The organism is Planktothrix sp. (assembly GCF_046067725.1).
GTDB lineage: Bacteria > Cyanobacteriota > Cyanobacteriia > Cyanobacteriales > Microcoleaceae > Planktothrix.
Genome location: NZ_JBJUDF010000011.1, coordinates 1 through 23,855, shown reverse-complemented (window position 1 = coordinate 23,855; position 23,855 = coordinate 1). Strand labels below are relative to the sequence as shown.

Here is a 23,855-nt window from a genome sequence, read left to right as displayed (position 1 = left end):
TTTTGTCAAGCCATTGATTTGGGTCACTCCCAAAACTCGTGCATCGTCAGATTGAAATTTTGTCAGAAAATCCATGTATTTCACCACAGCATCAGGGTTTCAGCCTTGATTTTGACCGATAGACAGAATAACCCCTTGGGTGGTGTTTTTTATAGTCTACCAGAACCCCCATAAACTCGTCAACTTTTTGAAAGCTATTCTCAATAAAATATCCAGATTTCCTGACAAACTTTTAATAAACAAAACTATCTTGAAAATTTAATTAGAAAAACTAAACATTAATTTCTAGGGAAGTGACACATCAAAAATTTCTGAATTTAAAAACCAAAAACCCCCTCCGATTTACCACTGGAAGGGGGTTTTTGAGTATTAACCTGGCACCGAGCTATTTTTCCAGGCGGCTACCCGCCAAGTATCTTCGCCGTATCAGCGTTTCACAGCCGAGTTCGAGATGGATCGGAGTGGTTCCACTGAGCCATAGGCACCAGGAAAGCTTTGTAAACTTTCACTGACTTTGAGGAGTTACAGCTTTTTTTGTCTTGTTTGCTTGCTCCTCACAATTTACTAATCTACTCGCTTTTTCTCGGAATGTCAACCCCTGTTTCAAAAAAAAATTGACATCCCTCAAACCCAAGCGGTGCAGCGTTTCTAGCATCAGGGAGCCGTCCTCTAGCCGAAATGTGGCAAAATAGAAAGGATTGTCTAAAATTGTCCATCTTGTCGAAACCCATGACTGCAACGACCCCAAGCCAAGCCACAAAATACGAACCCTTCAGTACCGAAGCCAAATGGCAACAGTATTGGGAAGATCATCAGGTGTTTAAAGCTGACCCCAACCAACCGGGGGAACCCTATTGCATTATGATTCCCCCGCCTAACGTCACGGGAAGTCTGCACATGGGTCATGCCTTTAATAACTCTTTGATTGATGCCTTGATTCGTTATCATCGCATGAAAGGCTATAACACCTTGTATTTGCCGGGGACGGATCACGCGAGTATTGCAGTCCAAACAATTTTAGAACGACAACTCAAAGCCGAAGGCAAAACCCGCTACGATTTAGGACGAGAAAAATTTTTAGAACGAGCTTGGGAATGGAAGGAACAATCGGGGGGAACGATTGTTAATCAGTTGCGACGGTTGGGGGTTTCTTGTGATTGGACGCGGGAACGATTTACCCTCGATGAAGGATTATCAAAAGCAGTCTTAGAAGCCTTTATTCGATTATATGAAGATGGCTTAATTTATCGAGGTAAATATTTAGTGAACTGGTGTCCGGCGAGTCAATCGGCGGTATCGGATTTAGAAGTTGAAAATAAAGAAGTTGACGGTAATTTGTGGCATTTTCGCTATCCTTTAAGCGATGGTAGCGGTTATGTAGAAGTAGCAACAACACGACCGGAAACCATGTTAGGAGATACGGCGGTTGCAGTTAATCCGAATGATATTCGTTATAAAGATTTAATCGGAAAAACTGTAACTTTACCGATTATGAAACGGGAAATTCCGATTATTGCGGATGAATTTGTTGATCCGAGTTTTGGTACGGGTTGTGTGAAAGTGACTCCCGCCCATGATCCGAATGATTTTCAACTGGGTCATCGCCATCAACTCCCCATGATTAATATTATGAATCAGGATGGATCTCTGAATGAAAATGCAGGGCCATTCCAGGGACAGGATCGATTTGTGGCGCGAAAAAATGTCGTTCAACATCTCAAAGATTTGGGATTTTTAGTTAAAGTTGAAGATTATAAACATACGGTTCCCTATAGCGATCGCGGTAAAGTTCCGGTAGAACCGTTATTATCAACTCAATGGTTTGTTAAGATTAGACCTCTGGCGGATAAAGCTTTAAATTGTTTAGATAATCATGATTCTCCAGCTTTTGTTCCTGAACGTTGGACGAAGGTTTATCGAGATTGGTTAGTTAAATTAGAAGATTGGTGTATTTCTCGACAATTGTGGTGGGGTCATCAAATTCCCGCTTGGTATGCTATTAGTGAAACCGAGGGTAAAATAACGGATAAAACGCCGTTTATTGTGGCGAGAACTGAAGCGGAAGCGAAGGAAAAAGCGATCGCAAAATTCGGAGAACAGGTCATTTTAGAACAAGATCCTGATGTTTTAGATACGTGGTTTTCGTCCGGTTTATGGCCGTTTTCAACCTTGGGATGGCCAGAACAAACCTTAGATTTAAGCAAATATTATCCCACCGCCACCTTATCAACCGGGTTTGATATTATCTTTTTCTGGGTGGCTCGGATGACGATGATGGGGGGATATTTTACCGGAAAAATGCCCTTTAAAACCGTTTATATTCACGGGTTAATCCGGGATGAAAAGGGTAAGAAAATGTCAAAATCTGCCGGAAACGGGATTGATCCGTTATTATTAATTGATAAATACGGAACTGATGCTGTCCGGTTTACCTTAATGAAAGAAGTCATCGGTGCCGGACAGGATATTCGCTTAGAATATAATCGAGAAACTGACGAATCTGCCTCCGTTGAAGCGTCTCGAAATTTCGCCAATAAACTGTGGAATGCGTCTCGGTTTGTGATGATGAATTTAGACGGGAAAACGCCAAAACAGTTAGGAGAACCGAATATTAATCAGTTAGAACTCAGTGATCAATGGATTTTGTCTCGCTTTAACCAAACTGTTAAACAAACCCGTAACCAGATGGAAAATTACGGCATTGGTGAAGCGGCAAAAGGCATTTATGAGTTTATTTGGGGAGATTTTTGTGATTGGTATATTGAACTAGCCAAACCCCGTTTACAAGGAGAAAATGCCGAATCTCGTCACGTTGCTCAACAAACCTTAGCTTATGTCTTAGAAGGGATTTTAAAACTGCTCCATCCCTTTATGCCCCATATTACCGAAGAAATTTGGCATAGTTTAACGCAAACAGGGGAAGAACATTGTTTAGCATTACAAGCTTATCCGGTTGTGGTCGAAGAGAAAATCTTAGAAGTACAACGGTTAGGCAAATTTGTTAAAGATCCTGATTCAATGGTTGGTCAAGTTCTGAGTACCTTATTAGAATTACCCGACCTGGTAGAAGATTTCTTGAAACAATATCAAAAACCGTTAATTTTGACCGGGTTATTTTTCGTTGCCTTTTTAACAGTTAAATGCTTTGTAGCGGCGTTGAATGCTATTCATGAAATCCCCTTACTACCGAGTATGTTTGAATTAATTGGGATGGGATATTCCGGTTGGTTTGTGTATCATTATTTGTTGAAGGCATCTCAACGAGAAGAACTAGGGAAAATTCTACAACAGTTGAAAACGGAATTTATCGGCAGTGAAGAACCTGTCAAACCTGTTGATTCAAATTTTCAAGTTTCTAACCGTTTTTCCTCTGTTTCTCAAGATTCTGCTTCGGAAATTACTACCATTTTTGACCCGAAATTAGAGGCTGATTTTGAGTTAATTATTGGGGCAATTCGTACTGTCAGAAATTTACGAGCGGAAGCGGATATTAAACCTAAAATTAAAGTCCATGCTATTCTGCAAACGGAAAGCCGCAAAGAACAGGATATCTTGAAACAAGGGCAAGCCTATATTCAAGAATTAGGCAAAGTTGAAACCTTAACCATTACAGAACAATTAACTGAAAATGAAGGTCAAACTATTGCTGGAGTCGTGGGAACAGTTCAGGTGTTAATGCCGTTAGCTGGGGTGGTAGATTTAGTCGCATTCCAAACTAAATTGCAGAAAAAATTGGCTAAAGTTGAAAAAGAAATTCAAGGGTTTCAACGGAATTTGAATAACCCGAATTTCGTTAACCGTGCGGAACCAGAAGTGGTGGAAAATACCCGCAATAATTTAGCAGAAGCTGAAAAACAAGCGGAAATTCTGCGAGAACGGTTAAGTCAATTTTCATAATAATAGGGAACAGACAATCAGCGATTTAGATTCTAAACTCCCTCCTACAGATGCTTCCTCAACCCCGCGTAGGGACGTTGTATACAACGTCTCTACAGATACAGAGGAAGACTATACTATCACAAAAACGGATTATGATTAATCAAGATTTAGGTTTGTTTATATTAGGAATTGCTGTCCTAACACTTTATTTAATTTTTTCAGCCTTAACAGAAATGGGAACTAAACTACCCTGGAAAAAGTAAAACTATTTTCCTAGTTTAACCACTAGATTGTAAAGCTTTTTCTACAATATCAATTACCTCTTGGGATTTAAACGGTTTAACTAAATATCCCGAAGGATTGGTTTCTTTTGTACGTTCAATGGTGGAGCTATCAGAATAAGCAGTAATATAAATAATGGGAATTTGGTATTGTTCTCGAATGCGTTTTGCGGTTTCTACCCCATCTAAATCTCCCCGTAAGTGGATATCCATTAAAATTAAATCCGGGCATTTTTTAGCGATTTGTTCTAAGGCTTTTTCTCCTGAATTAATTCGGGCAATCACTGTATACCCTTGTTTTCTTAAACTCCGGGCAATACTTTCGGCGGCAATTAACTCATCTTCAACAATTAAAATGGTGGCTGTCATCTGTTTAAAACCATATCAATGTCAATTTAATCTTCATTTAATATTACATCTTAATTATAACTTTGTTCTTGAAAAATTAGGGTAAAACTTGTACCTTGGCTACAGTCTAATTCTAAGGTTGCTTCTAATTGATCTGCTAAAATATTAACTAATCTTAATCCCAAAGAAGGACTATCTTGCCAATCTACATCCTCTGGAATCCCGATTCCATGATCACTAATTTTCAAATAAATTTTCTGTTCAGAATCTACTTTTAGATTAATTTCAACTTCTCCAGTTGTTGAGTGAGGGAAAGCATATTTAAACGCATTGGTCACTAACTCATTAATTAATAATCCACAGGGAATCGCCGTTTCTAAATTTAAAGTTACGGGTTCAACATCCAGATTAATATTGATTTTACAGTCTTTTGGTTGATAAGATGAACTTAATTTTTCTACTAAATTTTGAATATAATTCGCAAAATTAACTTGGGATAAATCATCAGATTGATAAAGCTGTTCGTGAATTAATGCCATGGTTTGAATCCGATTTTGACTTTCTGCAAATAAATTCCGTTGTTCCTCCTGTTCTAACGTATCTGCTTGTAAATCTAATAAATTAGAAATCACATAAAGATTATTTTTAACTCGATGATGAATTTCTCGTAATAACACTTCTTTTTCTAACAGTGAAGCTTTAATTTTTTCTTCCGCTTTTAAGCGTTCAGTCACATCTCGACAAACACAAATTAATAAATCATCATCAGTTAAAGTCAGTGAAATTTCTTCAGCAAAGATACTTCCATCTCGGCGTTGAGCGATGGTTTGTCCTTGCCAATGACGTTGTTGGAATAAAGTCGGGAAAGTATGCTGTTGAAAATAACGAATTTGTTCCGGTTTATAGAGCACTTCCCAACTGTTCCCTAGTAATTCTTGGGGATGGCTATACCCAAACATTTCAACATGAGCTTTATTCAAATAAATATAATGCCCGTCTTTTAAAATCCCAATACCATCAATAGCAGCTTCAATGGCAGCTAACTGCTGTTTTAACACTTCTTGTGCTTTCTGAAGTTCTGTAATATCCGTATGAGCACCCACCATGCGGATCACGTTTCCTTGGTCATCTTTCAGATGAATGGCTCTCGATAAAATATAGACGGTGGAGCCATTTTTATGATGAAAACGTTGAATGATTTGAAATCGATCCACTCGACCTTGGTTATAGTCTTCAATCAATTTAATTGCTGCAATTCTATCCTCTTCAAAAATAACTTTTTCCCAGGAGGAGAGATCATTCGGTAATTCATCATTATTATAGCCAATCATCTCTTTCCAACGGGGAGAAAAATAAATCTCATCCTTGATAAAATCCCAATCCCAAAAGCCATCTTGTGCAGCTTGAACAGCTAACTGAAACCGTTCTCCCGCCACTTTGATTTCGGCAGCACTGCGTTTTCTTTCTGTTAAATCTTGAGCAATTCCTAAGAATCCAGTAATATTTCCGATGGGATCTCGCAAGGAACAAACCGAGAGTAAAACCGGAAATTTTGTTCCATTTTTATGAACCATACTCCATTCTCGTTCTTCAATCTTTCCGAGACGTGCTTTCGCAATAAAAACTTCAAAACCCGGTTCAATTTGAGTTCCTAATTCTAAAGATAAACTATAGGAACGTTCTATAATTTCTTGAGGATCATGAATCATAACAGGAGTTTTTTTACCAATCAGTTCTTCAGCTTGATAACCGAGCAAATTTTCTGCACCTTGGTTCCAAACTTGAATAATTCCATTGATATCCGTCGAAATAATCGCGTAATTTGTTCCATCTAAAATGGCTTGTTGGAGTTGATTTAATTCTAAGAGTTTGGCTTCTGCTAATTTGCGATCGCTAATATCACTTTCCGAACCTGCCATGCGAATCACTTGGCCGTTTTTATCCCAGAGAGCTTGACCCCGATCTAAAATCCATTTATAGGAATTATCTTTACATTTGACCCGATATTCAGCCATGAAAAACGGGGTTTTTCTTTGGAAATGATCTTGTATTTCTTGCCAAAACTTATCAGCATCATCGGGATGAATTCGAGATGTCCATTCTTCTAAGTTATTTATAATTTCATCTTCATTAAATCCTCGAATTTCTTTCCACCGAGGAGAAAAGAAGACTTCATTAGTTTGGACATTCCAATCCCAAATTCCATCTTTACTTCCATGAACAGCTAATTGCCAACGTTCCTCACTAATTTGTAAGGCTTTTTCCGCTAATTTCCGTTCGGTTATATCTAACATAATCGATAAATATTGAAACGGTTTACCTTGATCATCCAAAAACGGAACAATGGTGGTATCAACCCAATAGTAATCTCCATTTTTGGCTTGATTTCTAATTTCTCCTCCCCACACTTTTCCTTGACTAATAGTAGACCAAAGGTGTTTAAAGAAGCTCGAAGGATGATAACCTGAATTAATTAAACTAAAGGTTTGCCCCACAACTTCTTGGGATGAATATTGATAAGTCTGAGAAAATTTATGATTACAATAATTAATCACCCCATTATGATCTGCTATGGCTACAATTGCCATTTCATCCAGGGCTATTTTATGATCAGTTAATTCTTGTAGGACACTTTTGAGTTTGTTCTCGGCTTGTTTCTTAGCGGTAACATCCCGCAAAAAAGCGCGAATTACCGTTGGTTTACCTTCTTCAAAGCGACAGTTAGCACTGCCTTCTAAAATAACAGTCTCTCCTGTTTTCGTAACATAAGTTGTTTCGATAGAATTATATTGACTAATGGCTCCGGTTTTTAATTGCTCAATAACCTCATGAAATTTAGGGGAATTTTCAAAATCAATTAAATCAAATATGGATAAGTTTTTAATTTCTTCATCGCTATATTTTAAAGTTTCTTTCCAAGCTCTATTGACATAAATAAAACGCCCATCTTCAGGGGAAACCAATTGAATTAAATCATTAGCATTTTCAAATAAATCCTTTAACTCTTCTTGACTTTCTCTTAAATCTATTAATAATTGAGCTTGGGCGATCGCAATTCCTACTTGCTCAGAAATTTGCTCCATAATCTCAATTTCAAAGTTTGTCCAATAATGCATTTTATGACATTGATGCGCCACCATTAAGCCCCAAATTATACCATTTTGAAAAACCGGAACAATTAATTTTGATTTAACCTTTAATTGCTCCATTAAATTTCTCATACATAAAGTTTCAGGCTGATCTAAAGGATAAGCTTCTTCAATATTATCAATTGCTTTGACTTTTTTGTGTTTATAAAATCCCATACAAGAATCAGAAAAAATGTGATTATCTAAGGTTTGATTGAGCAGGGATAATTCTGGATCAATGACTGATTCTGTAATAATTTGTTTTTTTCCTTTTGGGAAAATTCGATAGATTAAAACGCGATCGCAATCTAAAATACGACGAATTTCAGTTACAGTCGTTTGCAAGATCTCTTCGAGTTGTAAAGATTGACGAATATTCAGGGTTATATCTGTAAATAATTTAACCTTGACATTTTGTTCTTCTAATTTTTTCTCGGTTTTCCGATGTTCTTGAATTTCATTTAAAAGTTGTTGGTTAGTTTGGCTTAAAACAACGGTTCGTTCTCGCACTCTTCGCTCTAATTGACTATTCAATTTTATTAACGCATCTTCGGCTTTACAGCGTTCTTTTAACTCATATTTAATTTGTTGATAAAGTTGAGACTGTTGAATCGCAATAGCAATAGAAACAGCCAGTTGATCTAATAAATTTAATTCATCAGGACTCCACTGACGAGGTGTAGCACAGTGATGAGCAATTAATAATCCCCATAACTGATGATCACAGACAGGATCATTAATGACAATGGGAACCACTAAATTTGCTTTCACATTAAAATTAGACAGTAACTTGTAATAACAAGCTGAAATATCGGCGGTTTCAATATTATTAATAGCATTTTTTTTGCCTTGCAAATAATGTTTGGCGCCACCCGTTTTAAAACAAGTATCTTCTAAAGAAATACCTAGAATACTATTTTCTTGAAAAGTAACAGATTCTGCAACAACTTGACCATTAAATTGTGCATCGAATTTATACACTAAAACTCGATCACAGTCTAAGATTTGCCTAATTTCTGTCACCGTTGTTTGGAGAATTTCCTTTAAAGATAAAGACTGACGAATATTAATCGTTATTTTGTATAATATTTTTTCGAGTTCTAATTGTTGATACAGTTTTTTTTCGGCTTGTTTTTGCTGGGTAATATCCCTCGCAATTCCCAAAAAAGAAATTAAAGTTCCATCGGGGGAATATTCAGGAACGAGTCGAGTTTGATACCAAATAGAATTGTTAATAGTCGGAAAGGGATAGTCAATGGTTTGTTCTTTCTTCGTTTCGATTGCCTTTTGAAGACAGCCTTTCCAAATCTCAATTACGTCTTGATCAACCCCTAGTTCTTCTGGATATTTACCGACTAAATCTTGAGCCGGAACTCCCACCAATTTTTCAACAGCATGATTAAAATAGAGATACTTTAAATCCAAATCAATTCTAAAAATAATATCAGGAGCCGTTTCAACCATCAGTTGAAATTCTTGTTCTCGATAATAGAGTTTTTCGTTCTGTTTTTTGACTTCTTGTTGGAGGTTTAAATTCTGATTTTCTAACAGTTTTATTTTTTCATCTTGTAACTGTTTAACTTCTGCTTCTAACAATTCAATAACATTATAAACTTCTAAAGGCTCTAATATCTTTAAAATATTAGTGCGTGTGATCAGTCCTAATAATTCTCCCTGGTTTCCCGTGATGATTAAACGGCCAATGCGCTTGGATTCCATTATTTGATGAGCAACTGATAAGCTATCGTCAGGATTTAGCGTTAAAATAGGGGAGCTCATGACCGCTACAGCTAAGGTTTGATTCCAATTCAATCCTAACCTTTGAAATTGAACTAAATCTCGTTCTGTAATAATTCCGACCGGATGCTGAGGAGAATCTTGATCTACAATTACCATACAACTAATGCGATGATTAGCCATCAGTTGTGCGATTCTTAATAAAGGAGTTTGGTCGGTTACAACAATCACTGGACAATTCATCACCTCAGAAACAGTTCGGAACCGCAATAAATCCTCTGGTTGTAAACATCCTCGAATCGTATCATAGGTAATTAATCCAATCAGGTTTTCTTGATCAACAATTGGTAAATGGCGGATAGAATGATCTCGAAATAGATTGATAGCCGCGAAAATATCCTGTTTTTTTTCATATTGAAGGGTGACAACAGGTTGACTCATGACCTGATTAACTTTAATATTTTCTGTATGTTGACCCTTGGCAATCCATTGAATAATATTTCGTTCTGTTACAATACCAATCGGTTGATGATTCTCTACAATAATAACACAACTGCCTCGGCCTTCTTGTTTTGCAGCTTCCAAGGAGTTCGGTTCTGATAAAGCTAGACAACAACTGCCTCTGGATTTAGCAATTAATGCGATTACTTCGTCTAATAAAGTATCGGGTGCGACCTTGATAGGATCTGGAATAATAGCAGCTTCTAAATTATCTAACCAACCAAGTGTTAGAGCCATAGACGATTCAGATGTAGTAAGAGACATAGATTTTATAAATTCATTGTATCTTGATACTTAGAGCCGGTGTAAAAATATGGTTTGGCACTGAAGGCTTCCAAGAGTAGAGATGGGTCGAATCTCTACTAGGATAGCGTGATTCTCCTTTAATTTCCATTGTATTTTTACTGAATTTATTTAGAATCTAATTCCGTATTTTTACTGACTGATCTTTCAACTATAGGAACTCTATCTTATGCGCATCTATCTAATTTAGGTTTAACGTTCTCTTTTTAAAAAATAAATTAAATAATTTACCTTTGCCTAAAATTTCATCTAATTCCCGTGTTATAAAAAAAGGAATAAACACCAGAAATAAGCAGAAAATTTGATAAATAATATCGATTTGAAAAAAATGATTTTTCAAATGTATTAAAATTTGATCTATAGATTCGTGTTGAAACAAACCGATAATAAAATGTTCTACAACATTAAAAATTAAAACAATTATTGTGAATAAAATTGACTTATAACCCACTGAAATCATTAGAGGTTTATCTGCATAGTGTTCTACAATCGGCAATTTTTCAGATAAAACAATCACTTTTCCGATAATTAAAGCTCCAACAATCGCAACCCCATAGTTAAAAGCGTCAATCCCATGTTTTAATAACGCCAGAGAATTCAACGTGATTAAAACACTAAAGGATAAAGCCAAATACAAATTAACAATTGATAAACTAATAAACTCATCAATTAAGGCAGATTTCCGAGTTTTTTTGGGTGCGGTTTTATTCATCATAAATTAATTAAAGTTGATGGTTGAGTATTCCTGATGGTCTGCTGATAACTGATGATGGGTGGGATAACCTTAACCCTACAGATGATTGTGTCTGGCTTTTAAAATAAATTCAGCCACACTTAAATCGACAGGAGTGGTAACTTTTAAATTGGTTTCTTCTCCCATCACAATATGAACCGATAACCCACATTTTTCAAATAATGCCGCATCATCGGTGACTTCCCACCCTTGTTGACGTCCTTGCTCATGGCAGTCTTTTAATAGTTTTACATCAAAGCCTTGGGGAGTTTGTGCCGCCCATAACTGTTTACGCTCAGGCGTATCCAAAATTAATCCATCCTCATCCACTACTTTAATCGTGTCTTTGACCGGAATAGCGGCAATTAACCCTTGATACTCCTGTAATGCTTGTGCACAGCGTTCAAATAACTCCGGTGTTACTAAACATCGAGCACCATCATGAATTAATACTTGTTCAGCATCGCTGGGTAAGGCTTGTAAGCCATTGTAAACTGACTGTTGACGGGTATCTCCCCCTACAATTAACTCCACAGGTTTACTTAAATTAACAGTAGCTAAAATGTCCTTAAACTCAGGAAAATCCACTGGTTGACCCATGATCCCGATCCAGTGAATACAAGTTGCCGCTTCCGCCGATAAAAGTGTCCACGCCAATAACGGTTGACTCAATAACGTCAGGAGTAATTTGTTGCGATAGCCTCCGCCTGGGCGTAGCCCATCGCTCCCCATCCGTCGCCCCATCCCTGCTGCTGGAATTAATAAGTGCATTGTGAAAATTTAGAGGTAAGATTGTTAATTCTGTCTTCATATTAGAATTAAGCTGATCTTGTAGATTAACTCTTTACTAATGAGAATACTAGCCCTTGTCCCCGGTGGAATAGGCGATCAAATCTTGTTTTTCCCAACGCTTGATGGCCTCAAGCAAGCTTATCCTGAAGCCCAAATTTCTGTTATGGTAGAACCCAGGGCCAAGGGAGCTTATCGAGTTTGTAAGTCAGTTTCCGAAGTTTTAACGTATGATTTCAAGGAACGGAACAGTTTAGCGGACTGGGGAAATTTCCTCGGTATTGTCCGTGACCGAGAATATGAAGTGGTCTTATCCTTGGGTCAACGTTGGACGGTGGGATTATTATTGTGGTTAACAGGTATCCCCACTCGCGTTGGATATGCCGGAGGCGGTGAAGAGATGTTTATCAGTAACCCCGTCTCCTTGAAACCCGAACAATACGCCGCCGAAATGTATTATGACCTGCTCAAAGGGTTACAAATTACCTCCCCCTTCTCTGGATTATCCATTAATGTTCCGAAACCGGATCTCGACTGGGCCGATGGGGAACAACAACGTTTAGGCATCAAGGACAGTGGTTATATTTTGATTCATGGGGGCTCTAGTCAGTTAGCGCAACAAAAAGGTATTGATAAAATTTACCCGGTTGCGAGTTGGCAAAAAATTATTCAAGATATTCAACAACGACAACCTAACCTTCCCGTTGTGATTGTTCAAGGGCCAGAAGATGGCTTATTAGTACGCGAAATTGTTCAATCTTGTCCGAATGTTAAAGTCACCCGACCGGAGGATATTGGCAAGTTGGCGGCGATGATCGCTTCGGCGAATTTAATGTTGTGTACTGATAGTGCCCCGATGCACTTGGCTGTTGCGGTGGGAACCTATACAATTGCATTATTTGGCCCCACTGAACCTGCTAAATTATTACCCAAAAGCGATCGCGTAATTGGCATTAAATCTCCTACTGGAAAAATGTCTGATATCTCTCCCGATGAAGTAATTAAAAAAATCTGGGGCAGTTAATTTAGCGGTAGGGGCGGGAATACCCCGCCCACAGTCAGTTATTAGTTATTAGCTTATTTCCTTTTAGTTCTGATTCTTAATTCGATGAATTACAATATTGAAGAAACGGTGATTGAACGTTACAAAGCTGGAGCAACAACGGTACAACCTTCTCTATGTTGTCCTGTGGAATATCAAGAAAATCAATATTTAGACATTATCCCTCAAGAAATTGTTGAAAAAGACTATGGCTGTGGCGATCCGACTCGTTATGTTAACCCCGGAGAAATTGTTGTAGATTTAGGTTCGGGAGCGGGAAAAAATTGTTATATGATCGCTCAAAAAGTTGGGGCAAATGGTCGAGTTATTGGAGTCGATTTTAATGAGACCATGTTGTCTTTATCTCGTAGCTATCAAGCAGAAATTGCCGAAAAATTAGGCTATGGGAATACCAGCTTTGTTAAAGCAAAAATTCAGGATTTAGCCTTAGATTTAGATCAAGTTCAACAGTGGTTAACAGCCCATCCCATTCAGTCCGTCGAACAAATTACACAATTTGAGTTAGAATGCGATCGCCTGCGTCAACACGCTCCTTTAATTGCCGATAATACCGTTGATGTAGTGATTTCTAATTGTGTTTTAAACTTAGTCCGTCCCCAAGATAAAGATCAACTGTTTCAAGAAATTTATCGCGTGTTAAAACGAGGCGGACGAGCGGTTATTTCGGATATTGTTTGTGATCAAGATCCGACTTCTACTATTTTAAATGATCCCGATTTGTGGAGTGGCTGTATTGCGGGAGCGTTTCGAGAAAATGAATTTTTACAACGCTTTGAACAAGCTGGATTTTATGGAATTGAAATCTTAGCTCGACAGGAAGAACCTTGGCAAGTGATTGATGGCATTGAATTTCGTTCTTTAACCGTTTGTGCGTTTAAAGGCAAAGACGGCCCCTGTTTAGATGTCAATCAAGCCGTGATTTATAAAGGGCCTTGGAAACAAGTGATGGACGATGACGGACATATTTTATATCGCGGTGAACGGATGGCAGTTTGTGATAAAACCTACCACATTTATACTAACATAAACGGCCCCTATCATCAAGATATTTTAGGAATTTTACCCCATGAAACGATTCCTTTAGAATCAGCCCCAGAGTTTGATTGTAGTCGTAATGTAATTCGCAAACCCGAAGAAACCAAAGGCAAAAATTATCACGTTACCATCACAAATTCCGATAATTCCTGCTGTTCTCCATCGAGTTCGAGTTGTTGTTAACGTTGATTTTTATCAGATAAAATAGGATTTTTTGGAGGTTGAAATCATGACAATCCTGAATATTTCCCTACCGGACTCAATTCAAGCGTTTGTAGCTCAACAAGTTGATAAAGGCGGTTATGGAACTGTTAATGAATACATTTTAGATCTACTGTGTCAAGAAAAAGCAAAAGCAGAACAGATAGAATCATTGTTATTAGAAGGCTTAGATAGTGGTGAACCCTTGGAAGTAACAGATGACTGGTGGGAACACAAACGCAGTTCTTTTCACCTTTAATCTGATTCTAAGTTAAGCTAACTAATATGACGTATAACACCATGAGAGTTGGATCATGTTAACTGGTATTAAACAGCAAGTGATCGTTGGTAAACAAGGTAAAATCGAGATTCAAACATCTGAGTTAGCAGAAGGAACGGTTGTTGAAGTGATTGTTTTAGTTGAACAAGATGTTTTTGAGGAAAAAACTAACCCATCTATTCAACAAGATGAAACAGAATATTTGCTATCTACTGAAGCCAATCGTTACCAGTTAATGACTGCGATTCAAAATATTGAGACAAAGACTAACTTGGTGAGTTTTACGCCTGAAGAATGGAATAAAGAATATAACATTTGCTCCAGAAGCGTTTAAACAATTTTAATCAATTCTTCGATACCGCATCCCCGGTAATTGTTCAACAAATCCGAATAATTCTAATTGTAATAATGCTGCGGATACATTTCCAGCCTCTAAATTAACATGAACAATAATTTGATCAAAAGCTGTTGCTTCAGAGGTCAGCACTTGCAACACTTGAGTTAATTCTGGGTCTAAATCTGGTAACGGTTTTGGAGGTTCTGGTTGGGTATCAAATAGCGATAATTGTTGCGGTGTATCTAAAGGAGGCATGGCTCCTAATTGTTCTAATAATTCCTCTAAATTAACCGGAATCATACTCGCACCCCCATTAATTAATTTTAAACAACCTTGGGAATTTTCATCATCTAAACGTCCGGGTAAAACATACACATCTCGGCAAAATTCATTCGCGACATGGGCGGTAATTAATGCGCCGGATTTTTGAGGAGCTTCCATCACAAAGGTAGCCCGACTTAACCCCGCAATAATCCGATTTCGTTGAGGAAAATGACGGGGGTTGGGTTTAGTTCCAGCCGGATATTCACTGATTAATAAACCTTGATTCATTACCCGTTCACAGAGTTGACGATTTTCTTTAGGATAGACAATATCAACTCCAGTTCCTAATGCAGCAATAGTTCGTCCTCCAACTTCCAAACAACTGCGGTGAGCTTCTGTATCAATTCCCGCCGCCATTCCTGAAACAATGGTAAATCCCCGACGAGTTAAGGTTATACTAATTTTACGAGTCCATCGTCGTCCATATTCTGTAGGAGTACGAGTTCCAACAATAGCAACTATGGGCGTAATGCCTTGATTTTCCTGGAGTTCAACAATCCCTCGATAATATAAAACTGGAGGAAATGTCGGGATTTCTAATAATAATCGAGGATAGTCAGAATCAGCAGGAGTCCAAAAATTAGGGTTTTTAACCGTATGTTGTTCGAGGAATTCTTCGGGGTTAAATTGTGATCGCTGTTGAATAATTTTTTCAACGGTTTGTTTCCCAAAACCATCAACTTGTATTAACTCGTTAGCCGTTGCTTTCCAAGCTGTTTCTAACGTTTTAAAATGCTGTTTTAGACGTTGAATTGAAATTGAGCCTACGCCATTCATTTGTGACCAAGCCAACCAATATCCTCGCTCTTCCACAATGGTTAAACTCCTCTATTTTTTTAACAAAACCATACCGTCAATTATTTATTGATTTAGCAAATATGATTTTTTGATAGATCAAAATGATACCGTAGTTAAGCTAACGATGCTAAACTAGAATAATTGTACTTAATTTTATTAACATTAGCAACATTTAAACCCTAAAATAATTTAATCTAGCCTAACGGTTAGGAGAAAGATTGATACTCAAACAGAGATAGTCAAGTTTTTCCTTTCTGTTCTGGTGTTTCTTATCCCTTTCAGTTATATTGAGTGAGGCTCAAACCGTGTTATTCAAAATAAAGACTTTAAAGCTTAAGCAACTAAAAATCATGGCTATTTTATTGGGATTTAGTAGTATTATTAGTTTGTTTTTACCAACAACTCAAGCTCAACCTTTAACAACTAATTCCTCTGTAAAAACCAATATTTTAAGTCTTGATAAAATTGCTCAAAACCAGAATTTAAACCCAAATTTTGAGCGTCATTTTAAAGATCTAAAAATTGAAGGATCAATTATTATTTATGACTTAAATCAGAATCGCTTTTATGAGTATAACCCTACTCGAAATCAAACTCAATTCTTACCAGCTTCTACCTTTAAAATTCTTAATTCTTTAATTGCCCTCGAAACCCAAGCAATTGCTGATGAAAAAACCATTCTACCTTGGGATGGAACCCAACACTCAATTGCGGGATGGAACCAAGATTTAAACCTAAGAGAAGCGTTCAAAGTTTCTGCGGTTTGGTTTTATCAAATTCTAGCGCGGCGTGTGGGTTATGAACAAATGAAATATTGGGTCACTCAAGCAAAATATGGTAATCAAATGATTGGTAAACCCGAAGAAATTGATCAATTTTGGTTACGGGGAGAATTAAGAATTACTCCTCAAGAGCAAATTCAATTTCTCCGCCGTTTTTACAACAATGAGTTGCCGTTTTCTCAACGGTCAATATCTATTGTACAAGATATTATGATTTTTGAAAAGACTCCTAACTATATCATCCGAGCTAAGACAGGTTGGGACAGCAAAAAAACCCCCAATATTGGCTGGTATGTGGGCTATTTAGAACAAAATCAAAATGTTTATTTCTTTGCCACTAATATTGATATTCACAAGCCAGAAGATGCCAGTGCTCGCCAAAAGTTAACCCGTCTTTGTCTGCAAGATTTGTCATTAGCCTTGGAAACTGAACCCTAAAAGCAAAGGAAATTAAAACAGGGGAAAATAGTAATTGATTATCATTCCCCTGTTTAGGCTTAAACCTTACGACTTCCCATTGCCATTGCCATTGCCATTACTCGTTGATAAAATCCGTTCTGTTAATTTATCAGGAACTTCTTGTAAATGGTCAAATTGCCAATTAAAATAACCCACTCCTAACGTTAAAGACCGCAATTCTACAATTAAATCCTGCATTTCCGCTTGGGGAATATAAGCAGAAATTTTATCCCATCCCTTCCAGTCCGACATCGGTTCAAAGCCTAAAATTTGCCCCCGACGTCCGGTAATTAACTGAAACATTTGAGAGGTAAAATCACTCGGCGCACAAATTTCAACTGACGTAATGGGTTCTAATAAAACAGGTTCGCATTTCTCCATTCCTGACTGCATTGCTAACCGAGCCGCTTGTTTAAACGCTTGTTCCGAACTATCCACTGAATGATAGGAACCATTGGTTAAAGTTACAGACACATCAACCACCGGGAAGCCTAACGGCCCTTGTTCTAAATATTCTCGAACCCCAATTTCAACACCCGGAATATATTGACGAGGAACCACACCACCCACAATAGTTTCACTAAAATTAAACCCTTCCCCACGAGGTTGAGGTTTAATATCTAAATACACATCTCCAAACTGTCCATGACCCCCACTTTGATGTTTATAACGGCCGTGAGAATTCGTCGTTTTACGAATGGTTTCTTTATAGGGAATTCGAGGCAAATGAGTCACCATGGGTAAATTATATTTACGCCGTAACCGATCTAAAGTGACTTGTAAATGAATTTGACCTTGACCCCATAAAATAATTTCATGGGTATCTCCATGTTGTTCCCAACTTAATGAAGGATCTTCCTCTAAAAGTTTAGACAGCGCCGCACTAATTTTAACTTCATCTTTGCGATTTTCTGGGGTAATTGCCCAGGCATAAACCGCAGGTAAAACCTTAGCTTTCGGGAGAGAAGATTTTAATTTACTCGGTTCAGTGGTTAAGGTATCCCCCGTTTGAATACCTTCCATCCGCGCTAACGCGACAATATCCCCGGTTTTAGCCGTTTGTATGCTTTGGGTTTGTTGTCCCATCATTCGATACATCCCCCCCGGTCGCACCCCGTTTAAGGTTTGACCTTCGGTGAGTTCTCCTTGCCAAACCCGCACCAGGGAAAGTTTACCGCCTTGGGGGGTGTAATAGGTTTTCAGAACTTGGGCAATGGGCAACGCTTCAGCAGATTTTAATCCCCGTCGTTCTGCGGTGACAGAGGGTTCTGGTGCTTCCCGAACTAACGCATCTAATAACGCCCGCACTCCATGATCTTGTTCAGCGACTCCAATTAAGACAGGAACAATTAAATCTGCCCCTAATTCCATTTTTAAATCTTTGACAATTTCATCTTGAGGCGGTTCAATTTCTTCTAATAATTCTTCTAATAGATGATCGTCAAAATTAGCTAACTCCTCTAACATCGCTTGACGGGCAGCGTGTTCAGCTTCTTTAAGAGGTTCTGGAAGCGGTACCGGATCAGAGGGGGCACCCGGATGATAATGATAAGCTTGTTCGCTAATTAAATCAATAAAACCGACTAATTGTTCAGCATGACCAATGGGATATTGTTGAGGAACAATCGGACGAGTGGAAACCGCTTTTAAGGCGTTTAAAATTTCAGTAAAACTGGTGATGCAGCGTTCCTCATCGGTACAAACCCGATCCATTTTATTAATAAAAACCAGATGGGGAATTTCCCAGTCATCTAAGAATTTGAACAAGGGAGATAACGTTAAAATTCGGTTCGGGTCTGCTTCACAAACCACAATGGCTAACCCGGTTCCAATTAACGCATTATAGGTTTCTTGAGCAAATTCCACAGACCCCGGACAATCTAAAAATGTAAAGCGAATGCCGCCATATTCGGTACTGGCGGCATTAACTTCTACACTCATATTCCGTTCACGGGCTTCTGCACAACTATCACCGACCCTGTTGCCATCTTTTGCGGTTCCTTTGCGGGTTGTCGCACCCGTCACCGACAAAATACTTTCTAAAAGTGCCGTTTTTCCGCTTAAATAGGGGCCGACAATTGCAACATTACGGCAGTTTGTAACAGTTTCTGACATATCTTTTTCTCCACAAATAGAAACAACTCATTCTGAGGACAAAACCTCAGAAAATCAGGATCAACCGTTGAGGATAGAGTCCCAAAAATTAAGGAATTGTTAAATTTAACGAATTCACTGGTTGTAGATCAATATCTGTTGAATCGCTTCCCTTGGAACTTTTTGACACTCCTTTTTAATTCCGGTTTCTTGATTCGCTTACTTTTTAATTTATAGCGTTTTTGCCCAAAGTTAACATCTTGTTCATTAAAAAAAACATTATGAACTTATTGCAAGTTTTGTAAATCAATATTAAGAATTCGGTTGAGGTAGGTTATGGCAATTCTGAAGGGTGAAAGGGTCACTCCTTCTCCCCTATCCGGTCAGAAGACGGGTTAGGGGAGAAACATTAAGCAGGTTCAGCTAATAGCGGTTCTAACTTTCCTTCCCCATCTAATTGATAGAGATCATCACAACCGCCAATATGTTGATGATTAATAAAAATTTGGGGAACTGTCCGGCGTCCATTCGCTCGTTCAGCCATTTGAGATCTTGCTCCATCATCCCCATCAATTTTATATTCGGTAAAATTAACCCCTTTCCACCATAACAAGAGTTTAGCTCGAATACAATAGGGACAAGTTTGCCAAGTATAGATTTCAACTTTAGCTTGATTTCGTTCAGGATGACGACCGAATAAAGCATTAAGGGCATCTAACATGATTAATTCCTCGCTATCAATTAGCTATTATTTTAAGGTTAATCTATTCTGAGTTTTAAGGTTGCGATCGCTCTAGGTTCCCTTAAAAATCATAATTCAATCGTTTTAGTCGAGCTTTCATTTTATTAATCTGTTTAAATTCTTTTAACATTAATCCATAGTAATGTAAGGAAAATAAAAAATTAATGACAAAAAAAACTAACGTTAACAGAAAGCGGAAAACGGTGGAAAAATTGAACTCAGACATCATCGTAAAGATGGAAAAAACAATTGAGCATAGCCCAAAACCCGCCGCAAATGAACTAAGAATTAGCAAACGCACTTTAGCCATTGTTCAGGAATACTATTGAATAAAAATTAAGTTAAGTCATGAAGTTGATCTGCGGTTTTTGCGGGTTTTATTCAGGATGCTAACAACAAACTAATTCAGGCGGGTTAACTTTAGTTCCTGCGTTAATTTTCAGGGTCTTAATCTATCAATTTTCTGATCCACTCAGTTTTTTGATATTAGTCCTACAGCCCCGAAATTCCTTCTATCAATTCCCTCAAGATTAGCAACATAATCCCCTTTGAGAAAACCACTGAGGGGAATTTGTTGATAACAAACCCTGGCATCATTGCTATAAGTACAAGTACCGGATCAGACTCGTTAATACTATACAGCGAAATGATATAAAATTGATGGGTGAACGGAGCGGAGTTTTTTTTAAGATTTTCAGATAGGGGCTTTCCATAACTAATCGGAGTCAATGGTTAATTCACCCTTGACCCCTAACAAAAAGCCCAAACACGGCAACGGCTAATAATTAGGGCTTATAGTTTATCTAATTCCTTTTTCAACTTTTCCAATTCATCATCCACAGGGGCTGTATTCGTCGCCGTTGTATATCCAGGGGGTAGAGACGGGGGAACTGAAGCCGGAGAAAGTGAAGCTTTCAGAGCTTCTAATTCGGCATCCACATCGCTTGAGGCTTCCAACGCTGCAAATCGGTTTTCAAAATCATTTCCTGTCAATTCAGATGCGGCTTGAGAACGCGCTTCCATCAATGACACTTTTTCTTCCATGCGCTCAAACGCTGCCGTTGCGCCACTGGGGTTAATATTTCCCAATAGGCCTTGTAACTGTTCGTTGGCTTTTGCTGCTTGTGCCCGGGCTTTGAGCATATTCTTCTTGGTTTTAGCTTCCGAGATTTTGCTCTCCAACTGAATTAAATTGCGCTTCAGGGCATCCACCTGACCTGCTTGCTGATCCAAGGTCAATTTAATCGCATTTGCCGTTTCTGTGTAACTTTTCTTGCGCTGCAACGCTTCTCTGGCTAAGGTTTCATCCCCTTTTTGTAGAGCTAACTTAGCGCGAGCTTCCCATTGATTGGCTTGGGATTGGTTTTGATTATACTGTTGTTCATTGCGCTTTTGATTGGCGATTGCTTGAGCAACAGCCTGACGCAACTGCACCAGGTCTTCCTGCATATCCAAAATCGCCTGTTCCAGAATTTTTTCCGGGTCTTCAGCTTTACTGACCAAATCATTCAAATTGGCTTTTATCAGACGAGTAATCCGATCAAATAATCCCATGACGCTGTTATTCCTTTGATGCTATACGGTTCTACGATCACTTCTGTCTACAGTTTAACGCTAGTTCATTGGTCTGTTCCGAGTTGAGAGGTTCCTAGTGAAACTGTTTTACAATTTACGGTTTTGGCACATCATAATAAGCGGTGATCCCTTGGACTTGTAGCTCATCCCGCAGGCGTTTAGCGGAGGCGGCATCGCTTAAAGCACCGACTTGAATTTTTTTCCCGGTTTTGAATTCGGCAATATAAGCATCAGGAATCACTTCTTTAGCTTGCTCAAAAGAACGTTCATCTTTGTAATCTAAAACCACATAATAATAGCCATCCTGAGATTTGATCGGTTCTGTAGCTTTGGGTGGAGTCGGTGCAGCCGCCACTCTTGAGACGGAACCTCCACCCGGTTGTACAGCAGCGCGACTGGTTCTTGGCCCTGTAACGGGAGGAACTGTGGGAGTCGGGAGTACAACCGTTGCTGGTTTTTTCGGTAACAGTTCTTGACTGAGATTATTTAAACCGGGGTCATTGGGCGAGGTAAGGTTGTTTGACGGTGCGGGTAAGGTAGTCGTGGGGCTGGGGGGTACAGAGGAAGTAACACCAGGTGTAGGAAGGGCATTGGGACTAGGATTGATATGGCTTAAGGTATCTAAATCCAAGTTAACAAATTCTTTCGCCGCTAAGTTAGGAGACAGGGAATCTGCGGGGGGAAGTCCTGGGTCTGTGGTTGCCGTTGTCGGGGGAGGAGTTGGAGTGAGGGGAGTCGTTGGGGTAGGAGTGGAAAAAAATCGATTTAACCCTAAGCTGGTACGAGTCGTTGGGGATGAAAGCACATAGCTTAAAGCGGTACAGGATAACAAAAATAGGAACATTGAGGCAATTCCCATCGGTGTTAATAAACTTGCCATCAAACTCGGTTTTTCCGATGGGTTAGAACGCCGTTCTTCTATACTTTTGATCAAGGCTTGCGTTGATTCTAAATATCCATCCGAGGGCTTTGGGGGCGGGGCAGGTGACTTTAAGTTAAAACTAACCGCAGGATTGGTTTTCGATTCATTTGTTTCTGTGCCTGGACTAGAAATGGCTAAGAAGGCAGGTTGGGATGGAACCACGGTTTCCCAACCGGAAGATTGACTTTGGGGTTCAAAGAGTTTCCCTTCAGATGCGGCTTTCTCATTCACGGCCACGGCGACCGCATCGGGTAATTGTTGAAATTGGGGGTTCGTTTGCTCTGTTGAGTCCGGCGACGTTTGTTTGGTGCGTCGTCGATAACGCCGATAACGGGTTAATTCGGGTTCTAGTTGTACATCTAAACACCCTAAAACGGCTTTTAGTTCAGGCTTTAATTCTAGCTGTGATGATTCAGGGGACTTCATCCCAGAGGCTTGACTCATTGTTAAACTCCTACCCGCTTGTTGTTGGTTTTAGAATTAGGATTTTTAGTTTAAAGGTTTCTGGATCAAACACTATGATTGACAATCTTTTAGGATGATCGGCTAACCAGCCAGTTGATCTATTTTTTATCCCTTTCGCTCAAATTGTTCAAGATGCAATCCCTCCATCAAATCTTACGTTGTCTTCAATCTCAAATTCTCACCCCTGAACAGCAACAGTTTCAACAATTGTGTGAATGTTGGCCAGAAATTGTGGGAACTCGTGCTCGTGTTCATAGTCGTCCGGTGAGTTGGCATCGGGGGATCTTGAATATTGCCACTCAGAGTGCCACTTGGTCTCAAGAGTTGACCTTAAAACGAATGCAACTGCTGTATCGATTGAATCAGAAATTATTATTCCCCGTTGAGGATATTAAATTTTCTACCGCGCAATGGCGATATCCAGCCCAGGATCAACAACGGGTTTCCCGAACGTCTCCTTCAGATGATTTTTCTCAACTTTGGCACAATCATCCCAGTCGGGTTGAGTTTCCTTTGATCGTAACAGAATCTTGTATCAATTCTGCTGTTACGCCTTTAACGGCTTTTCAACAGTGGGCGCATACGGTACAACAGCGATCACAACATTTGCCGTTATGTCCTCAATGTCACTGTCCCACCCCACCCGGAGAATTGACTCGTTGGTCAGTGTGTCGCCTTTGTGCAATGCAAAATTTAGAAAGCTGATGAACTTGCTTTTGACACTCCCAGGGGTGAACCGCGTGGGATTCTCCTGTCTAGCCTCGATTGCTCGGTATTCATGGAGTTGCCCCCTACTGTTTCCAGAACGGCTTCACAGCAATATTAGAGGAGAGTGCGAGACTCTGAGGAGTGCCAAGCACCTCGTCCGAATTGACGGCTACGACCATTACAGTCTTTGGCTCTGCCAAGATTTTTCGCAGCTTTCTGTAGTCAACAAAGATAATCACAGTGGTTGCCTTTTTCTCGCCATTGGCAACTTGTTTTTTTAAGGAGGTCGGAACATCCGACCTAATCAGCGAGGAACATCCTTGCTCTACTATTAGAGTAGAGTCTTCACTCTTGATATGTCAAGGGAAAAG

At 39.0% G+C, this 23,855-nt stretch carries 16 protein-coding genes and 1 rRNA gene; 7 read left to right on the top strand and 10 right to left on the bottom strand.

Going from position 1 to position 23,855, the window contains the following annotated elements; genetic code table 11:
* Positions 1 to 372: 372 nt before the first annotated feature.
* Positions 373 to 489, bottom strand: a 5S ribosomal RNA gene (rrf, locus tag ACKPEB_RS00595).
* Between the two features lie 240 nt (positions 490 to 729).
* Here rrf and ACKPEB_RS00590 point away from each other — a divergent pair.
* Complete coding sequence (locus ACKPEB_RS00590; RefSeq protein ID WP_408962817.1) at positions 730 to 3,897, top strand: valine--tRNA ligase; 3,168 nt, start codon at positions 730 to 732, stop codon at positions 3,895 to 3,897.
* 260 nt (positions 3,898 to 4,157) lie between these two features.
* Here ACKPEB_RS00590 and ACKPEB_RS00585 read toward each other — a convergent pair whose 3' ends face one another.
* From ACKPEB_RS00585 to ispD, 4 genes are all read right to left on the bottom strand, one after another.
* The gene (locus ACKPEB_RS00585) at positions 4,158 to 4,529 is read right to left on the bottom strand and encodes a response regulator (RefSeq protein WP_408962816.1); all 372 of its coding nucleotides are present in this window, start codon (positions 4,527 to 4,529) and stop codon (positions 4,158 to 4,160) included.
* 50 nt (positions 4,530 to 4,579) lie between these two features.
* A complete protein-coding gene (locus ACKPEB_RS00580; RefSeq protein WP_408962815.1) occupies positions 4,580 to 10,111 on the bottom strand; it encodes a PAS domain S-box protein in 5,532 nt (1,843 codons plus the stop codon).
* A 247-nt stretch (positions 10,112 to 10,358) separates the two neighbouring features.
* Complete coding sequence (locus ACKPEB_RS00575; RefSeq protein ID WP_408962814.1) at positions 10,359 to 10,892, bottom strand: hypothetical protein; 534 nt, start codon at positions 10,890 to 10,892, stop codon at positions 10,359 to 10,361.
* 75 nt (positions 10,893 to 10,967) lie between these two features.
* Positions 10,968 to 11,681 carry a 2-C-methyl-D-erythritol 4-phosphate cytidylyltransferase gene (ispD, locus tag ACKPEB_RS00570; protein WP_408962813.1) on the bottom strand — a complete coding sequence of 238 codons (714 nt, stop codon included), beginning with the start codon at positions 11,679 to 11,681 and terminating at the stop codon, positions 10,968 to 10,970.
* Between the two features lie 79 nt (positions 11,682 to 11,760).
* On the opposite strand from ispD, the gene ACKPEB_RS00565 reads away from it, so the two are divergent.
* The 4 genes from ACKPEB_RS00565 (at position 11,761) to ACKPEB_RS00550 (ending at position 14,612) form a co-directional block, all read left to right on the top strand.
* The gene (locus ACKPEB_RS00565) at positions 11,761 to 12,723 is read left to right on the top strand and encodes a glycosyltransferase family 9 protein (RefSeq protein WP_408962812.1); all 963 of its coding nucleotides are present in this window, start codon (positions 11,761 to 11,763) and stop codon (positions 12,721 to 12,723) included.
* Between the two features lie 84 nt (positions 12,724 to 12,807).
* Positions 12,808 to 13,980 carry a methyltransferase domain-containing protein gene (locus ACKPEB_RS00560; RefSeq protein ID WP_408962811.1) on the top strand — a complete coding sequence of 391 codons (1,173 nt, stop codon included), beginning with the start codon at positions 12,808 to 12,810 and terminating at the stop codon, positions 13,978 to 13,980.
* Positions 13,981 to 14,026: 46 nt separating this feature from the next.
* Positions 14,027 to 14,257: a type II toxin-antitoxin system ParD family antitoxin gene (locus ACKPEB_RS00555; protein ID WP_408962810.1), complete on the top strand. Its 231-nt coding sequence runs from the start codon at positions 14,027 to 14,029 to the stop codon at positions 14,255 to 14,257.
* 55 nt (positions 14,258 to 14,312) lie between these two features.
* Positions 14,313 to 14,612 carry a hypothetical protein gene (locus tag ACKPEB_RS00550; RefSeq protein WP_408962809.1) on the top strand — a complete coding sequence of 100 codons (300 nt, stop codon included), beginning with the start codon at positions 14,313 to 14,315 and terminating at the stop codon, positions 14,610 to 14,612.
* A gap of 6 nt (positions 14,613 to 14,618) precedes the next feature.
* Here ACKPEB_RS00550 and dprA read toward each other — a convergent pair whose 3' ends face one another.
* Entirely contained in the window at positions 14,619 to 15,755 is a 1,137-nt protein-coding gene (gene dprA / locus ACKPEB_RS00545; protein ID WP_408962818.1) for a DNA-processing protein DprA, read from the bottom strand.
* A 332-nt stretch (positions 15,756 to 16,087) separates the two neighbouring features.
* Here dprA and blaOXA point away from each other — a divergent pair, with 332 nt between their 5' ends.
* Positions 16,088 to 16,957, top strand: coding sequence for a class D beta-lactamase (gene blaOXA, locus ACKPEB_RS00540; RefSeq protein ID WP_408962808.1), 870 nt, complete (start codon positions 16,088 to 16,090; stop codon positions 16,955 to 16,957).
* A gap of 66 nt (positions 16,958 to 17,023) precedes the next feature.
* Here blaOXA and ACKPEB_RS00535 read toward each other — a convergent pair whose 3' ends face one another.
* The 4 genes from ACKPEB_RS00535 to ACKPEB_RS00520 form a co-directional block, all read right to left on the bottom strand.
* A complete protein-coding gene (locus tag ACKPEB_RS00535; RefSeq protein WP_408962807.1) occupies positions 17,024 to 19,093 on the bottom strand; it encodes an elongation factor G in 2,070 nt (689 codons plus the stop codon).
* 388 nt (positions 19,094 to 19,481) lie between these two features.
* On the bottom strand, positions 19,482 to 19,793 hold the full coding sequence (gene grxC, locus ACKPEB_RS00530) for a glutaredoxin 3 (RefSeq protein ID WP_408962806.1): 312 nt from the start codon (positions 19,791 to 19,793) through the stop codon (positions 19,482 to 19,484).
* An 813-nt stretch (positions 19,794 to 20,606) separates the two neighbouring features.
* A complete protein-coding gene (locus ACKPEB_RS00525; protein WP_408962805.1) occupies positions 20,607 to 21,368 on the bottom strand; it encodes a PspA/IM30 family protein in 762 nt (253 codons plus the stop codon).
* 115 nt (positions 21,369 to 21,483) lie between these two features.
* Positions 21,484 to 22,755: an SPOR domain-containing protein gene (locus tag ACKPEB_RS00520; protein WP_408962804.1), complete on the bottom strand. Its 1,272-nt coding sequence runs from the start codon at positions 22,753 to 22,755 to the stop codon at positions 21,484 to 21,486.
* 153 nt (positions 22,756 to 22,908) lie between these two features.
* Here ACKPEB_RS00520 and ACKPEB_RS00515 point away from each other — a divergent pair, with 153 nt between their 5' ends.
* Positions 22,909 to 23,481 carry a DciA family protein gene (locus ACKPEB_RS00515; RefSeq protein WP_408962803.1) on the top strand — a complete coding sequence of 191 codons (573 nt, stop codon included), beginning with the start codon at positions 22,909 to 22,911 and terminating at the stop codon, positions 23,479 to 23,481.
* Positions 23,482 to 23,855 lie beyond the last annotated feature (374 nt).

Bases quoted from the DNA above. Each gene is read 5' to 3' on its own strand.
- ispD (WP_408962813.1), bottom strand. From the start codon at position 11,681: ATGCACTTATTAATTCCAGCAGCAGGGATGGGGCGACGGATGGGGAGC.
- ACKPEB_RS00535 (WP_408962807.1), bottom strand. From the start codon at position 19,093: ATGTCAGAAACTGTTACAAACTGCCGTAATGTTGCAATTGTCGGCCCC.
- ACKPEB_RS00515 (WP_408962803.1), top strand. From the start codon at position 22,909: ATGCAATCCCTCCATCAAATCTTACGTTGTCTTCAATCTCAAATTCTC.
- ACKPEB_RS00555 (WP_408962810.1), top strand. From the start codon at position 14,027: ATGACAATCCTGAATATTTCCCTACCGGACTCAATTCAAGCGTTTGTA.
- ACKPEB_RS00585 (WP_408962816.1), bottom strand. From the start codon at position 4,529: ATGACAGCCACCATTTTAATTGTTGAAGATGAGTTAATTGCCGCCGAA.
- ACKPEB_RS00590 (WP_408962817.1), top strand. From the start codon at position 730: ATGACTGCAACGACCCCAAGCCAAGCCACAAAATACGAACCCTTCAGT.
- blaOXA (WP_408962808.1), top strand. From the start codon at position 16,088: ATGGCTATTTTATTGGGATTTAGTAGTATTATTAGTTTGTTTTTACCA.
- ACKPEB_RS00520 (WP_408962804.1), bottom strand. From the start codon at position 22,755: ATGAGTCAAGCCTCTGGGATGAAGTCCCCTGAATCATCACAGCTAGAA.
- ACKPEB_RS00550 (WP_408962809.1), top strand. From the start codon at position 14,313: ATGTTAACTGGTATTAAACAGCAAGTGATCGTTGGTAAACAAGGTAAA.
- ACKPEB_RS00565 (WP_408962812.1), top strand. From the start codon at position 11,761: ATGAGAATACTAGCCCTTGTCCCCGGTGGAATAGGCGATCAAATCTTG.
- grxC (WP_408962806.1), bottom strand. From the start codon at position 19,793: ATGTTAGATGCCCTTAATGCTTTATTCGGTCGTCATCCTGAACGAAAT.
- ACKPEB_RS00525 (WP_408962805.1), bottom strand. From the start codon at position 21,368: ATGGGATTATTTGATCGGATTACTCGTCTGATAAAAGCCAATTTGAAT.
- ACKPEB_RS00580 (WP_408962815.1), bottom strand. From the start codon at position 10,111: ATGGCTCTAACACTTGGTTGGTTAGATAATTTAGAAGCTGCTATTATT.
- ACKPEB_RS00575 (WP_408962814.1), bottom strand. From the start codon at position 10,892: ATGATGAATAAAACCGCACCCAAAAAAACTCGGAAATCTGCCTTAATT.
- ACKPEB_RS00560 (WP_408962811.1), top strand. From the start codon at position 12,808: ATGAATTACAATATTGAAGAAACGGTGATTGAACGTTACAAAGCTGGA.